Here is a 13,050-nt window from a genome sequence, read left to right as displayed (position 1 = left end):
TTCCAGGTTCTTCGGACATGGTGATTCGTTGCGAATCACGTCTCGGACGCCTCGTGGACTATAGAAAATTTGTCCATGGTTCCAAATCCCGGACCGCCAGGCAGCGGCCGGAAACAGGCATTCATCCCCTGTCATTATCAGGAAATGTGGCTTTTTCCAAAACATCTTCCAGGGCGCGGATCGTCTCTGGCGACAAAGCGCGGATTTGCTCGCTGAGCCGGTTGGCAAAGGCCGTGTGCTCGGGCGTCAGACCCGACGTGTCCAGCACCACTTTCGGGGCGGAGACGTTGGCGATACGGAACAGTTCCTCCGCCTCGTCCCAGATGACGTTGAAGTAGCCTGCCACCCGCTGGAGAAAATCGAAGCTCGGCGCACCGCGCTTTCCGTGTTCAAGCGCCGAGAGATAGGCGGCAGAAACGTTGAGCGCCGCCGCCATCTGTTTCTGCGACACGCCCTTCCTGCGCCTGAGTTCGCGCAGCGCCTCGCCGAAGGGCGTCATATCGCGCTCCCGCGGGTACGCGCCAACCGAACGTAGAGAGCGCCCTCTCCGCCATGGTTGCGGGCAGCCTGCTCATAGGATGAGATCAGCGGCCGGAACTCAGGCAGGGAGAACCAAAGCGGCACAGCCCGTTTCAAAGCACCGTCGCTACCGAACGAGGTGCCCTTGCCGGTGATGACGAGCACATGGCGCAGCCCCCGCTCATGCGCCCTCAGAAGAAACTGCAGCAGCAATCCATGCGCTTCGCTCTGGATCATGCCGTGCAGGTCGATCCGCGCTTCGAGTGTCAAGCGCCCCTTGGCAAGCTTACGCTTGACCGGCTGCTCTAGCGGATGATGCACTTTCTCGCCCGGCTTTTTCGTCAGCGTGATGCCCGGCGGCTCGACGGTACCGGTCGGTTTCTGCTGCTGCTTGGCTTTCGGTTCTTCCTGCGGCCTTGGCTGTTCGTCCTCGGCCAACATGTCCATCAGCTCGTCGAGCCGACCCGGCATCGGTCTCGTCGAGCGGGCAACCTTGCCCCAGAGAATGCGGTCCTCGGACGAAAGCTTCTTTTCCTTAGGCATGGCCGTATCGTGCCGCGGCGGCCCTGGGAACAAAGACATAAAAATCCGCCGCATTGCGGACCGCGCCCGCCCGTTCGCCAGCCTCGAAGCCGGAACCGGTGAAGATGTCACCGCGCGCCGGCCCAACGATCGCCGAACCCGTGTCGAGCGCCAGCATCAGGCGCTGGAAGGGCTTTCCGTCGTCGAGGCGCGTCAGGCTCTCGCTCGCGATATAGAAGGGCACGCCGAAAGTGTGGATCAGGCGATCCACCGCCAAGGAACGTCCCGGCTCGAGCGAGACCTTGGCAGCGGCGATCGGGCCCAGGTGCTCGTCCTCGACCGCGGCCTCACGGAAGAAGATGAACGACCGGTTGTGCCAGAGCACTTCATCGACGTCGTCCGGGTGCGCCTCCAGCCAGGCACGGATGCTCATCATCGAGACGGTCGCGGCGTCGATCTTGCCGCACTCGATCAGCAACTTGCCGACCGGCGAGAAAGTGTGGCCGGTCTTGGCGGCATAGGTCACGCGACGGCGCGAACCATCCGGGAAAACGAGCCGCGCCGCGCCCTGCACATGCACGAAGAAGAGATCGATCTTGGATTTTGCATAGGCAATCTCCAGGCCGCGGCCGGTCAAATAGCCCTCTTCGATGGCCCGCCTGTCCGGATACTCGCTGATCCGGTGACCGTCAGAAAGGCCAAAGGCGAAATAGGGATCCATGCCATCGGGTCGGTTGCTGTCATCGATATCGACCAAGTCGTCCGGCCGGCGATAAAGCGGATAACGATAGGTATCGTTCGCTTCAGCACGAACTTCGATTTCCGGTTCGTAGAACGCGGTCACGAATCCGGAACCGGCATCCGGGCCGATGAGAAACGGCACGAAGTGCTTCTCGAAAAATGCCCGCGCGCCTTCAGCCGTATCGATGTCCGCCAACGAGGCCGAGAGAGCCGGCATCAGATCATCGACCGAGATCCCGAGCGAACCGGTGCGATAGGGCTTGACCGTCGAGACATGCTTCTGACAGCGGCGCATCGCCTCGATCACCTTCGTCGGGTCGTCGTCCCGCCAGCCGGGAAGATCGTCGAAACTGACGGGTTCAAGTCGAAAGGACATGGCAGCCCGTCCGCTCAGTTTTCGGATTCGGTGGCGATTAGCTTCCAGTTTGGATCCCGCGAACGGATGTCGCGCGCAAAGGTCCAGAGATCGTTGACCTCGGCAACCGACTCGGCATCGCCGTCGATCAGGCCACCCTGCTTGTCGTAGGTCGCCGATATCAGCTGGCTGACGATGCGGACCGTGATGTTTTCTTCGCTGTCCTTCACTTCGGCGTGAATGATGTCCGCCTTGTCGATGCCGACAAAGGTGGACTTGACGACTTCGCCCTTGCGCTCACGGTCGGTGATCGCCGCGTCGAAGCCTTCATAGACCTCACGGGACAGCAGGTTCTTCAGCGTCTTGCGGTCGCCGTCAGCAAAAGCCATGACGATCATCTCGTAGGCCATCTTGGCGCCATGGACGAATTCCTTGGGATCGAAGCTCGGATCAGCATCGCTCAGCGATCGAAGCTGGGTATTCAGCGTCGTACCCGCCTTGGCGAAGGTATCGATCGATTCGTAGCGCCCCGCTTCTTCGTCCGCGTTCTCGCGCCGCGGCAACTGCACGACTTTGCCCTTGTCGCCGTTTTCCGGCCCCTGGCTCATATCACGCGGCGAGTAAGGATCGAACGGCGGCCGTTCGCTCCCTGTCCGACGGCCCAAGACGCTGCGCAGCTGCAGGAAAATGACCACCGCGGCGATCAGGAAAAAAAATGTGATGAAGTCGAAGGAGCCCATTTCCACCCGGAACCGCTGTTAGATTTTCTCGTGGCTATTTCCATATAGTCCGCAAGAATAGATCATTCAAATGGCGATGTCCGCACTCTTACGGCGCCGCGCGTCTTTTAAGATGCGCAAAGATCGCTGTGGTACTTCGGAGTTGCTGCATGCTTTTGCCCTGAAATCGGAGACGCTTTGAGGAAACATGCGGTAGAAGGGGATCTGACACCAGGTTTCATTTTCGGGCAGCATCGATGCGTTCATTTCTTATCCCCCTCGTCATCCTCGGGCTCCCGCTCGCCGAAATCGCCGGTTTCGTCGTCGTCGGCCGAGAGATCGGGCTTTTGATGACGCTGCTTCTGGTGCTTGGAAGCGCATTTGTGGGTGTGATCCTGCTCAGGGTCCAGGGATTTGCCGTCATCCGCAGGATGCAGGATGCCACCCGCACCGGCAGTGACCCGGGCCGGGAGGTGATCGGCGGCGCCTTGCTGTTCGTCGCGGCGATCCTGCTCATCGTGCCGGGCTTCGTCAGCGACGTAATCGGGCTCCTCCTGTTTCTGCCCTTTGTCCGGAATGGCGTGGCCGCCTACCTGCGCAAGCGGATGACGATCGTAACCGCGGCATCGGGGGCAAACTGGTACCCACAAAACGACCCGCGAGAACCACGGCCCTCGCCGCGCGTCATCGACCTCGACGAAGGCGAATTCTCGCGGACCGACGACGAGGATCCGCCGCAAAACGGCGATCGCCATCGCCCCTGACCAAAAGAATGCGCAAACGGCACTCCGTCGCCCACATTCTGGAGCATATTCCCGGCTTCGCGGTTTGGAGCAAAGGTACCCGCATCCGGCCGAACGCGCCGGGTTCGCAGGGTTGTAAGCCCTAGGCCGAAATGCTAGATGGCCTCACCGAATTGATGTCGAGGAACCCTTATGACGACTGATACCGCATCCAACGGCAACGGCAGCGCGCAGCAGAGCCCGTCGCTGAACATCCTCGCCCAGTATATCAAGGACCTTTCCTTCGAAAACCCGGGCGCTCCGCGTTCGCTGCAGGCTCGTGACAAGGCGCCGTCGATCAACATCAACGTCAATGTCAACGCCAACCCGCTCGCAGAGAACGATTTCGACGTTGTTCTGTCGCTGAATGCCGAAGCCAAGGACGGCGAACGCGTTCTCTTCAACGTCGAGCTGGCCTATGGCGGCGTCTTCCGCGTTGCCGGTTTCCCGCAGGAGCACATGCTGCCGCTGCTCTTCATCGAGTGCCCGCGCCTGCTGTTCCCGTTCGCGCGCCAGATCGTTGCCGACGCGACCCGCAACGGTGGCTTCCCGCCGCTGATGATCGACCCGATCGACTTCGCGCAGATGTTCGCGCAGCGCATGGCCGAAGAAAAGGTCCGTGCCCAGGTTTCGAACGCGAACGAAACCGCGAACTGATCGAAATCCAGAACGCTGGAACAAAGAAGCCCGGTTCACTGAACTGACCCCGTAAAGTTGGACGGTTCATAGGCTGGGATGATTTAAGGGCTGGGTCCTGTATTGTACAGGGCTCAGCCCTTTGAGCTTCAGTTTGATGCGGTGATGGTTGTAGTAGTGGATGTAGTCTGCGATGCCGTCTTGCAGGCTGTTGATGCTGTCGAAGCGCGTGGGATGGAAGAACTCGGATTTGAGGGTGGCGAAGAAGCTTTCCATGGCGGCATTGTCGAGGCAGTTGCCTTTGCGTGACATGCTCTGATCGATGTTGCCTGCCTGAAGCAGGCGCTGCCAGGCCGGCATCTGATATTGCCATCCCTGGTCGGAGTGCAGGATCGGCCGTTCATCGGCCTGCAATCGGCTCAGAGCTTTGGTGAGCATGCTCTCGACCAGTTTGAACACCGGCCGCCTGGCGGTCTCATAGGCGATGATTTCGCCGTTGTGGAGGTCCATGACCGGCGAGAGATAGAGCTTCTCGCCCGCCACGCTGAACTCCGTCACATCGGTCACCCATTTCTGGTTCATGCGCTCGGCGGCGAACTGCCGCTGGATGCGATCGGGCGCTACGTGTCCGGCCTGGCCCGTGTAGGAGCGGTATTTCTTCGGCCGGACCAGCGACTTCAGGCCCAGCTCGACCATCAGCCGCTGAACCGTCTTGTGGTTGACCGTCTCGCCTAGTCCGCGCAACGCTGCGCTCACCCGGCGGTAGCCATAGCGGCCCTTGTGGGCCGCGAAGATTGATCGGATCCGGTCCTTAAGCACGATATGCCGGTCGGGCCGGGCGAGTGCCTGCTGCTGATAGTAGAACGTGCTGCGCGCCAGGCCGGCAAGCTTGAGCAAGCCGTCAAGCCGATAGAACGGCCTTAACGCTTGGACGACGTGCGCTTTTTCGGCGCCTGTTCCCGCGTTAAGGCCTCCAGTTTTTTTAGGTAGGCGTTCTCCATGCGCAGATAGTTCAGTTCTGCCAACAGCTCCTCACGGCTCTTGGCGTCATCGCTCCGCGAAGCATCCGCTCCACTGGCTTTGACGGGTGGTTCTGGCATGGATGGCGGCCTTCCTCTCCGGCGCGGGGTCAAGGCTGCGAGCCGCCGCGTTCATATCGCCTCTCCCATTCCGAAAGGCAGCCGGCATTGCGGATGCCGAAGATCGCCGCTGCCTGCCGACGGGACAACCCATCCTCCCACATCCGGCGCAGAACCGATAGCTTGAACTCGGCATCATAGTGGCCGAATTTCTTCTCCAGTCCCGCCAAACCATGCGCCGCATGAGCCGCCACCCATTTGCGCACCGTCGCGTCATCGATGCCGAACTGCGCCCCAACGCTGCCGTAGCCGTGATCACCGCGCAGATAAAACGCGACGACAGACTGCTTGAAAACCGTGCTGTGCTTGGACATGCAAAACCCCCGAAGGTTGATGTCCAACTTTCGGGGGTCAGTTCACACGCCGGGCTTTTTTGATGCCTGTTATTCCTGGGGTTCGTATTTTGCCCAGATCGCCTTGGCGCCGATCTTCGCAATCAGCGCAGCGTGCGCCGCAAGATCTTCCTCCGACAGCCGGCTCGGCAGCGGACGCGGACGCTGGCCGATGACGATTGGCGCATCGTCGAGTTCAATCGACTGCCCCGCCGATTTCGTCGAGACAAGGCCGAGCGCAGCCTGCCGACCGCCGATCATCTCGATATAGACTTCGGCAAGCAGTTCGGAGTCGAGAAGAGCGCCGTGTTTCGCGCGGTGCGAATTGTCGATGCCGTAACGACGGCAAAGCGCATCGAGCGAGTTCGGCCCCATCGGGTGCTTGCGGCGAGCAAGCGCCAACGTGTCCGTCACCCGATCGACGGCGATCGGCGGCAGTCCCAGACGGGCGAACTCCGCGTTGACGAAGCCCATGTCGAAGGTGGCGTTGTGCGCAACCCAACGCGCATCTCCGAAGAATTCGAGGATCTCATCGACGACATCGGCAAAGGGCGGCTTGTCCCTCAGGAATTCGTCGGTGATGCCGTGGATGGCGAGTGCATCCGGGTGAACCTTGCGGCTGCCGGGATTGATGAAGATGTGCAACGTGCGGCCGGTCGGAAACTGATTTTCGAGTTCGACACCGCCGATTTCGATCACGCGGTCCTCGCGATTGTCGAGGCCCGTCGTTTCCGTATCGAAGATGATCTCACGCATCCGTGTCTCCGTTGCTGGCTGCGAGCTCGTCGACGACGGCCTTCACCTGGCCGCGGGTGACGTCGAAACTGTCGCTGGTATCGATGATGTAGTCGGCGCGTTTACGCTTTTCGCTGTCGGGCACCTGCCGCGCAAGGATCATCGCGAGTTTTTCCTCGGTCATTCCCGGGCGCTTCAACGCTCTTTCGCGCTGGAGTTCGGCCGAACAGCTCACCACCACGACGCGGTCGACCCGCTTTTCCGCGCCCGTTTCAAACAGCAGCGGAATGTCCAGGACAACAAAAGGCGCGCCTGCGTTCTTCGTTAGGAACTCTTGCTCCTTCTTGCGCACGAGCGGATGAACGATCGCCTCGAGTTCCGGCAGCCGTCCCGGCGCCTCCATGAGCTGGCGCGACAGTTCGGCGCGATCGACCTCACCGTCTTTCGTCGTTCCGGGAAAGGCCGCCTCGACCGGTGCAACCGCCTCGCCGCGATAAAGTTCGTGCACGACCTCATCGGCATCGTTCACCGGAACGCCGAAATCACGGAACATCTGGGCCGTCGTCGACTTGCCCATGGCGATCGATCCTGTCAGCCCGAGGATCATCATCAGTGCCTGTCCATGTCATCGATGATGAGCTGTCGAAGCGCGGCATCGACCGTCGGCCGACAGCCAAACCAGAGCTCGAAGCCGGGCACCGCCTGGTGCAGAAGCATGCCCAGACCGTCGACGATCGCGAAACCTTGCGCCTCCGCCTGGACCAGGATCGGCGTCTTCAGCGGAACATAGACAATATCCGTCACGACGGCGCCGGATGCCATGATGCCGAAATCGATCGCCGGCGCTTCGCTGCCATCCATGCCAAGGGAAGTGGTGTTGATGAACAGGCCTGCGCCCGCCATCACCTCCTTGAGCGCGCCCATGGGATGCGCCTCGACCGACGGTCCGAAACGATCGGCGAGCTCCTTCGCCCGCTCGACCGTCCGATTGACGACATGAATCGTCTTGATGCCGCGATCACGGACCGCCTGGATGATCGCGCGGCTGGCGCCGCCGGCGCCGAGGACAACGGCGGTCGACGTCTTGTCCCAGCCGGCCGCCCGCTCATCGAGATTGGCAACGAAACCGCGGCCGTCGGTGTTGGTGGCGCGAACCTCCCCATCTTCAACCCAAAGCGTATTGGCGGCGCCGAGCTCCTGGCTCAGCTCATCGGGTCTATCCGCCAGGCGACAGGCGAGTTCCTTGTGCGGGATGGTGACATTGCCGCCGCAGAAACCGGATGTTCCGTCCCTGAGGCTTGCAATGAAGGCGGCGAAATCGTCCGGCCTGACCTCATGGGCGCGGTAGCTGCCGGGCAGACCGAGCTGTTTCAGCCAATAGCCGTGGATGAGAGGCGATCGGGAATGCTTGATCGGATAGCCGGTGACGAAGGCGTGGTTAACAAATGTTTCACGTGAATCACGCATCGATCGTTCCCAGTTCACGAAGTTTGGCGAGCAGCGGCAGCATCGGAAGACCGAGGATGGTGAAATAGTCGCCCTCGATCTTTTCGAAGAGCTGGATCCCCTCGCCTTCCAGTTGGTAGGCGCCGACGCTCGAAAGTGCCTTCTCGCCGACACGCTCCAGGTGGCGCCTAACGAAGTCTGCCGTCAGCGGCCGCACGGTCATATGAGCGGAAGAGACGTGCCGCCAGACAACCTCTTCGCCGCGCAAAAGCACGATGGCGCTGTTCAGGCGATGGGTCTTTCCCGACAGCGAAAGCAGATGCTGTGCCGCTTCCGCCACGTCCTTTGGCTTGTGATAGACCCGCGCTTCCAGGGACATGGTCTGGTCCGAGCCGATCACCAGCGCGTCGTCAAAATGCCGGATAACGTCGCGCGCCTTTGCCTCCGCCAGCGCGAGCGCCACGGTTTCGGGCGCAGCACCGGCATCTTCGAGCGGCTTTTCCAGCGCACGCTCATCGATCTTGGCTGCCTTCGCCTCGAAAACGAGGCCGGCATTTTCCAGGAGCGCACGGCGAAACGGGCTTGCCGAGGCCAGGACGAGCAAAGGATTCATCAATCAGGTTCCCGTATTGTTCGATTCGGGGGGATCACATGATTTTGGGGTCGGCTCGACCCAAAATCATAAACGTGATCGATTTTTACAAGTGAGAGCGGGATGGCGGGCGGAAAACCGCAAACACTTTTCCTCATCCCGCTCTAGCGCAGACGCGGACGCAGGGCAACGATGGCGGCCGCGGTTTCCTCGATCGAACGGCGGGTAACATCGATGACCGGCCAGTTGTTGCGGGCGCAAAGTGACCGTGCATATTTCAGTTCCTCGGTAATCGAGGCCTTGTCCGTATATTGATCGCCGTGGAACCCTTGCGTCGTTCCGAGCACCCGGTGCTGGCGCACTTGTGAGATGCGGTCGGCGGTGGCGATCAGCCCGACGACGAGCGGCTTCGTCGCCTCCATCAATCTGTCGGGCAACGGCACGCCCGGGACGATCGGAATGTTGGCGGTCTTGATGCCGCGGTTGGCGAGATAGATGCTGGTCGGCGTCTTCGACGTCCGGCTGATGCCGACGAGAACGACATCGGCCTCGTCGAAATCGGCAGGCAACTGGCCGTCGTCATGGTCCATCGTAAAGTTGAGCGCATCGATACGGGCGAAGTATTCCGCGTCCATCACATGCTGGGCGCCGGAGCGACGACGCGAGGGCGATCCCAGATAGGACTGGAAGAGGTCGATGATCGGGTCGAGCACCGAGACACAAGGGACGCCCATGTCGCGACAACGCCGATCGATGATATCGGCAAGTTCCCGGTCGACAATCGTGTAGAGCACGATGCCGGGCGCGCCATCGATCGCGTCGAGAACCTGCAGCAACTGTTTGCGGTTGCGGATCAGCGGATAGACATGTTCCAGCGCGTGGGAACTCTGGAATTGAGCGGCTGCGGCCCGCCCCGCGGCGATCAGAGTCTCGCCGGTCGAGTCCGAAATCAGGTGAAGGTGGAAGTAGTTTTTCTTGTTCTCCACGCAATTCTCCTGGTGCTGTTGATAAGCCGGGATGAAGAACAGCTAACGACGCGATGCCGATCCAGGCAAGTGGAAAACAGCCGACTTATTCACAATTGGCGCAGCCGCGGAAAATGCTCCGCGGCAAATGTGGAAAAGACTCGCGGCGATGACAAAGTGTCACGCGTATCAACCGGTTGTCCACAAGCCCGGCCAAAATCTCTGTGCCGCTAATCGACTGAATCAAAAGGCCTTTATTCGCCTATCTGCACTGTTTTTCCAGATGGCGCGGTTGTTGTCCCGGCGCACTTCATCCTGATCCGCGGCCGTGGACAAGTTGGTGGGTTGTTTTAATCCTTGATACCCACCGACTCTAAGAAATAGAAACCTTCTAAATATCTTTGATTTTAGATTGGGAGAGATGATCCGTGACCGAAACGCGCAGAAAGGTTCTGGAGGTTTTGGTAGGGAAGACGGTATCTCCTCCTCCGATCTGGCTCATGCGCCAAGCCGGCCGCTACCTGCCGGAGTACAGGGCAACGCGGGCTAAGGCCGGAAGCTTCCTCGATCTCTGCTACACGCCGGATCTCGCAGTCGAGGTGACGCTGCAGCCGATCCGTCGATATGCTTTCGATGCCGCCATTCTCTTCTCCGATATCCTGGTCATCCCGGATGCTCTGAAGCGCAATGTGCGCTTCGAGGAAGGCCATGGGCCGCGAATGGATCCGATCGATGTCGACGGTATCCTTCGCCTGAAGCCTGAGGGCATCGCTGAGCACCTTCAGCCTGTCTTTGAGACGGTGTCGCGGTTGCGCGCCGAACTCCCCGGAGAAACGACGCTGCTTGGCTTCTGTGGCGCTCCCTGGACGGTTGCGACCTATATGATCGCCGGACACGGGACGCCGGACCAGGCCCCTGCCCGTCTCTTTGCCTACCGCAATCCGGAAGCCTTCGATCACCTGCTGTCTTTCCTCGCGGATGTCTCGGCCGACTATCTCGTGCGGCAGATCGATGCCGGCGCCGATGCGGTGCAGATCTTCGATTCCTGGGCCGGGGTTCTCGGCGAGGAGGAATTCGCCCGTTATGCCGTCAAGCCGGTGCAGCGGATGATCGCTTCGGTCCGGGCGCAGCGGCCGAACGCGAAGATCATCGCCTTTGCGAAAGGCGCTGGTCAGCTACTGAAGACCTATCGCCAGGCGACGGGCGCCGATGCCATCGGCCTTGACTGGAGCGTGCCGCTTTCCTTCGCGCAGGATCTGCAGAAGGAAGGGCCGGTGCAGGGCAACCTCGATCCGATGCGGGTTGTTGCGGGCGGCACGGCGCTCGAGGAAGGCATCGACCGTATTCTCGATGCGCTTGGCCATGGACCACTGATCTTCAACCTCGGCCACGGCATCACGCCGCAGGCCGATCCGGATCACGTGTCGGCGCTGGTTGCCCGGGTCCGCGGAGCGAAATGATGGCGGAGAGGCAGACCGATCAGGCGCCCGGTAACAGGGCGCGGCTCAGGGCAGCGATTGCGCTCAGCGCTTTCGTGGCGCTTCTTGTCGGTCTGTTCGTCTGGCAGCCGGATGATCTCTATCTCTGGATCAAGGCGCTGCATGTCATCGCGGTCATGTCCTGGATGGCGGCCCTTCTCTACATGCCACGCCTCTTCATCTATCACACCGACGCCGAGCCAGGCTCGGCGCAGTCGGAAACCTTCAAGATGATGGAGATGCGGCTCTTGAAGGTCATCATGAACCCGGCGATGATGATCTCCTGGGTGCTCGGGCTCTACCTCGCCTGGAGCGTCTATGGCTTCCAGGGCGGCTGGCTGCACGCCAAGCTCCTGTTCGTGGTGCTGCTGACGGGTGTCCATATGCGCTTCAGCCGCGCCGTTCGCGAATTCCAGCGTGACGAAAACAAGCACGATGCGCGCTATTGGCGGCTGATGAACGAGGCCCCGACACTGCTGATGATTCTCATCGTGATCATGGTCGTGGTGAAGCCGTTCTGAATTTAATCGATTTGTGGTTTGCAATAGTCGTTTCTAATTTGCGACAGCCCCTTGCGGGGTTTCACGTGAATCGCTATTTTCTGCCATCTCCTCTTCATGGCTTGTGACAAAGACAAGAGCCTGCCTCTTCCAGCCGCAGCTCCCTAACGAATACTCGCCATCTCTCCATTACCCATACCAAACATGGATCCTTCATGGCTGAAATGAAGCTACAAGAACTCAAGAACAAGACGCCGACCGATCTGCTCGCCTTTGCCGAGGAGCTCGAGGTCGAAAACGCCAGCACGATGCGCAAGCAGGAGCTGATGTTCGCGATCCTCAAGATGCTTGCCGCACAGGATATCGAAATCATCGGCGAAGGCGTCGTTGAAGTCCTGCAGGACGGGTTCGGCTTTCTCCGTTCCGCGAATGCAAACTACCTTCCCGGTCCCGACGACATTTACATCTCGCCTTCCCAGATCCGCCGCTTCTCCTTGAAGACCGGCGACACGGTTGAGGGCCCGATCCGCGGACCGAAGGAAGGCGAACGCTACTTCGCCCTGCTCAAAGTCAACACCATCAATTTCGATGATCCGGAAAAGATCCGTCACAAGGTTCACTTCGACAACCTGACGCCGCTCTATCCGAACGAGCGCTTCAAGATGGAACTCGACGTTCCGACGTCGAAGGATCTCTCGGCCCGCGTCATCGACCTGGTGGCGCCGCTCGGCAAAGGCCAGCGCGGCCTGATCGTCGCACCACCGCGCACCGGTAAGACCGTTCTCCTGCAGAACATCGCGCATTCGATCACCGCCAACCATCCGGAATGCTACCTGATCGTTCTCCTGATCGACGAGCGTCCGGAAGAAGTGACGGACATGCAGCGCTCGGTGAAGGGCGAAGTCGTTTCGTCGACCTTCGACGAGCCGGCAACCCGCCACGTGCAGGTTGCCGAAATGGTCATCGAAAAGGCGAAGCGCCTTGTCGAACATGGCCGCGACGTGGTTATCCTGCTCGACTCGATCACCCGCCTCGGCCGCGCCTACAACACGGTCGTTCCGTCTTCCGGCAAGGTCCTGACCGGTGGTGTCGACGCCAATGCGCTGCAACGTCCGAAGCGCTTCTTCGGTGCCGCCCGTAACATCGAAGAAGGCGGCTCGCTGACGATCATCGCGACCGCGCTGATCGATACCGGCAGCCGCATGGACGAAGTCATCTTTGAAGAATTCAAGGGTACCGGTAACTCGGAAATCGTGCTCGACCGCAAGGTCGCCGACAAGCGCATCTTCCCGGCGATGGACATTCTCAAGTCCGGTACGCGTAAGGAAGACCTATTGGTGCCGCGTCAGGACCTGCAGAAGATCTTCGTGCTCCGCCGCATTCTGGCGCCGATGGGCACAACCGACGCGATCGAGTTCCTTATCGACAAGCTCAAGCAGACGAAAAACAACGGTGATTTCTTCGACTCGATGAACACGTAAGACGCGGTCGATAGCCGAAATCAGAGACCGGCCGAGTAATTCGGCCGGTTTTGTTTTCCAAGAACCTTAGCCGGATTCACTGCAGATATCGATTCGGCCTCGCAACAA

At 60.3% G+C, this 13,050-nt stretch carries 15 protein-coding genes and 1 pseudogene; 5 read left to right on the top strand and 11 right to left on the bottom strand.

Going from position 1 to position 13,050, the window contains the following annotated elements:
- Window positions 1-121 precede the first annotated feature (121 nt).
- The 5 genes from QM996_RS17085 to QM996_RS17065 all read right to left on the bottom strand — a co-directional run bounded on the left by QM996_RS17085 (window position 122) and on the right by QM996_RS17065 (window position 3,123).
- Window positions 122-499, bottom strand: a complete 378-nt coding sequence (locus QM996_RS17085; RefSeq protein WP_429818803.1) for a helix-turn-helix domain-containing protein — start codon at window positions 497-499, stop codon at window positions 122-124.
- Window positions 496-1,062, bottom strand: a complete 567-nt coding sequence (locus tag QM996_RS17080; RefSeq protein WP_500268459.1) for a Smr/MutS family protein — start codon at window positions 1,060-1,062, stop codon at window positions 496-498. The genes QM996_RS17085 and QM996_RS17080 overlap by 4 nt, the downstream gene beginning before the upstream one ends.
- Window positions 1,055-2,158: a murein transglycosylase A gene (mltA, locus tag QM996_RS17075; protein WP_500268458.1), complete on the bottom strand. Its 1,104-nt coding sequence runs from the start codon at window positions 2,156-2,158 to the stop codon at window positions 1,055-1,057. The genes QM996_RS17080 and mltA overlap by 8 nt, the downstream gene beginning before the upstream one ends.
- A 14-nt stretch (window positions 2,159-2,172) precedes the next feature.
- Complete coding sequence (locus QM996_RS17070; protein WP_500270343.1) at window positions 2,173-2,877, bottom strand: Tim44/TimA family putative adaptor protein; 705 nt, start codon at window positions 2,875-2,877, stop codon at window positions 2,173-2,175.
- 66 nt (window positions 2,878-2,943) lie between these two features.
- Window positions 2,944-3,123, bottom strand: a complete 180-nt coding sequence (locus QM996_RS17065) for a hypothetical protein (protein WP_500268457.1) — start codon at window positions 3,121-3,123, stop codon at window positions 2,944-2,946.
- Here QM996_RS17065 and QM996_RS17060 point away from each other — a divergent pair.
- Together QM996_RS17060 and secB are read left to right on the top strand one after the other, a co-directional pair.
- Window positions 3,114-3,620, top strand: coding sequence for an FxsA family protein (locus QM996_RS17060; protein ID WP_500268456.1), 507 nt, complete (start codon window positions 3,114-3,116; stop codon window positions 3,618-3,620). The genes QM996_RS17065 and QM996_RS17060 overlap by 10 nt on opposite strands.
- Window positions 3,621-3,791: 171 nt before the next feature.
- Window positions 3,792-4,295, top strand: coding sequence for a protein-export chaperone SecB (gene secB, locus QM996_RS17055; protein ID WP_247959332.1), 504 nt, complete (start codon window positions 3,792-3,794; stop codon window positions 4,293-4,295).
- A gap of 66 nt (window positions 4,296-4,361) precedes the next feature.
- On the opposite strand, the pseudogene QM996_RS17050 reads toward secB, so the two are convergent.
- From QM996_RS17050 to QM996_RS17025, 6 genes and pseudogenes are all read right to left on the bottom strand, one after another.
- A pseudogene (locus QM996_RS17050) lies at window positions 4,362-5,727 on the bottom strand (IS3 family transposase).
- A 69-nt stretch (window positions 5,728-5,796) separates the two neighbouring features.
- Entirely contained in the window at window positions 5,797-6,501 is a 705-nt protein-coding gene (dnaQ, locus tag QM996_RS17045) for a DNA polymerase III subunit epsilon (RefSeq protein WP_500268455.1), read from the bottom strand.
- The gene (gene coaE / locus QM996_RS17040; protein WP_500268454.1) at window positions 6,494-7,090 is read right to left on the bottom strand and encodes a dephospho-CoA kinase; all 597 of its coding nucleotides are present in this window, start codon (window positions 7,088-7,090) and stop codon (window positions 6,494-6,496) included. Before coaE ends, dnaQ begins: the two co-directional genes overlap by 8 nt.
- Window positions 7,090-7,947 carry a shikimate dehydrogenase gene (locus QM996_RS17035; RefSeq protein WP_500268453.1) on the bottom strand — a complete coding sequence of 286 codons (858 nt, stop codon included), beginning with the start codon at window positions 7,945-7,947 and terminating at the stop codon, window positions 7,090-7,092. The genes coaE and QM996_RS17035 overlap by 1 nt, the downstream gene beginning before the upstream one ends.
- Window positions 7,940-8,539, bottom strand: coding sequence for a Maf-like protein (locus tag QM996_RS17030; RefSeq protein ID WP_500268452.1), 600 nt, complete (start codon window positions 8,537-8,539; stop codon window positions 7,940-7,942). Before QM996_RS17030 ends, QM996_RS17035 begins: the two co-directional genes overlap by 8 nt.
- Before the next feature lie 143 nt (window positions 8,540-8,682).
- The gene (locus QM996_RS17025; protein WP_173517946.1) at window positions 8,683-9,504 is read right to left on the bottom strand and encodes a pyruvate, water dikinase regulatory protein; all 822 of its coding nucleotides are present in this window, start codon (window positions 9,502-9,504) and stop codon (window positions 8,683-8,685) included.
- Between the two features lie 407 nt (window positions 9,505-9,911).
- Between QM996_RS17025 and hemE the strand changes: the two genes are divergently transcribed.
- The 3 genes from hemE to rho all read left to right on the top strand — a co-directional run bounded on the left by hemE (window position 9,912) and on the right by rho (window position 12,942).
- A complete protein-coding gene (hemE, locus tag QM996_RS17020) occupies window positions 9,912-10,943 on the top strand; it encodes a uroporphyrinogen decarboxylase (protein ID WP_500268451.1) in 1,032 nt (343 codons plus the stop codon).
- On the top strand, window positions 10,940-11,482 hold the full coding sequence (gene hemJ / locus QM996_RS17015) for a CopD family protein (RefSeq protein ID WP_500268450.1): 543 nt from the start codon (window positions 10,940-10,942) through the stop codon (window positions 11,480-11,482). The genes hemE and hemJ overlap by 4 nt, the downstream gene beginning before the upstream one ends.
- A 194-nt stretch (window positions 11,483-11,676) precedes the next feature.
- The gene (rho, locus tag QM996_RS17010) at window positions 11,677-12,942 is read left to right on the top strand and encodes a transcription termination factor Rho (RefSeq protein WP_089044254.1); all 1,266 of its coding nucleotides are present in this window, start codon (window positions 11,677-11,679) and stop codon (window positions 12,940-12,942) included.
- Window positions 12,943-13,050 lie beyond the last annotated feature (108 nt).

It is taken from the genome of Sinorhizobium chiapasense (assembly GCF_045277575.1).
Classification (GTDB): domain Bacteria; phylum Pseudomonadota; class Alphaproteobacteria; order Rhizobiales; family Rhizobiaceae; genus Ensifer; species Ensifer chiapasense_A.
This window is presented reverse-complemented; position numbering and strand designations above follow the sequence as displayed.

Excerpts from the sequence above, each read along its gene's own strand:
- QM996_RS17085 (WP_429818803.1), bottom strand. The coding sequence starts at position 499 with ATGACGCCCTTCGGCGAGGCGCTGCGCGAACTCAGGCGCAGGAAGGGC.
- dnaQ (WP_500268455.1), bottom strand. The coding sequence starts at position 6,501 with ATGCGTGAGATCATCTTCGATACGGAAACGACGGGCCTCGACAATCGC.
- rho (WP_089044254.1), top strand. The coding sequence starts at position 11,677 with ATGGCTGAAATGAAGCTACAAGAACTCAAGAACAAGACGCCGACCGAT.
- QM996_RS17035 (WP_500268453.1), bottom strand. The coding sequence starts at position 7,947 with ATGCGTGATTCACGTGAAACATTTGTTAACCACGCCTTCGTCACCGGC.
- secB (WP_247959332.1), top strand. The coding sequence starts at position 3,792 with ATGACGACTGATACCGCATCCAACGGCAACGGCAGCGCGCAGCAGAGC.
- hemJ (WP_500268450.1), top strand. The coding sequence starts at position 10,940 with ATGATGGCGGAGAGGCAGACCGATCAGGCGCCCGGTAACAGGGCGCGG.
- mltA (WP_500268458.1), bottom strand. The coding sequence starts at position 2,158 with ATGTCCTTTCGACTTGAACCCGTCAGTTTCGACGATCTTCCCGGCTGG.
- QM996_RS17030 (WP_500268452.1), bottom strand. The coding sequence starts at position 8,539 with ATGAATCCTTTGCTCGTCCTGGCCTCGGCAAGCCCGTTTCGCCGTGCG.
- QM996_RS17065 (WP_500268457.1), bottom strand. The coding sequence starts at position 3,123 with ATGAACGCATCGATGCTGCCCGAAAATGAAACCTGGTGTCAGATCCCC.
- coaE (WP_500268454.1), bottom strand. The coding sequence starts at position 7,090 with ATGATGATCCTCGGGCTGACAGGATCGATCGCCATGGGCAAGTCGACG.
- QM996_RS17080 (WP_500268459.1), bottom strand. The coding sequence starts at position 1,062 with ATGCCTAAGGAAAAGAAGCTTTCGTCCGAGGACCGCATTCTCTGGGGC.
- QM996_RS17060 (WP_500268456.1), top strand. The coding sequence starts at position 3,114 with ATGCGTTCATTTCTTATCCCCCTCGTCATCCTCGGGCTCCCGCTCGCC.
- QM996_RS17070 (WP_500270343.1), bottom strand. The coding sequence starts at position 2,877 with ATGGGCTCCTTCGACTTCATCACATTTTTTTTCCTGATCGCCGCGGTG.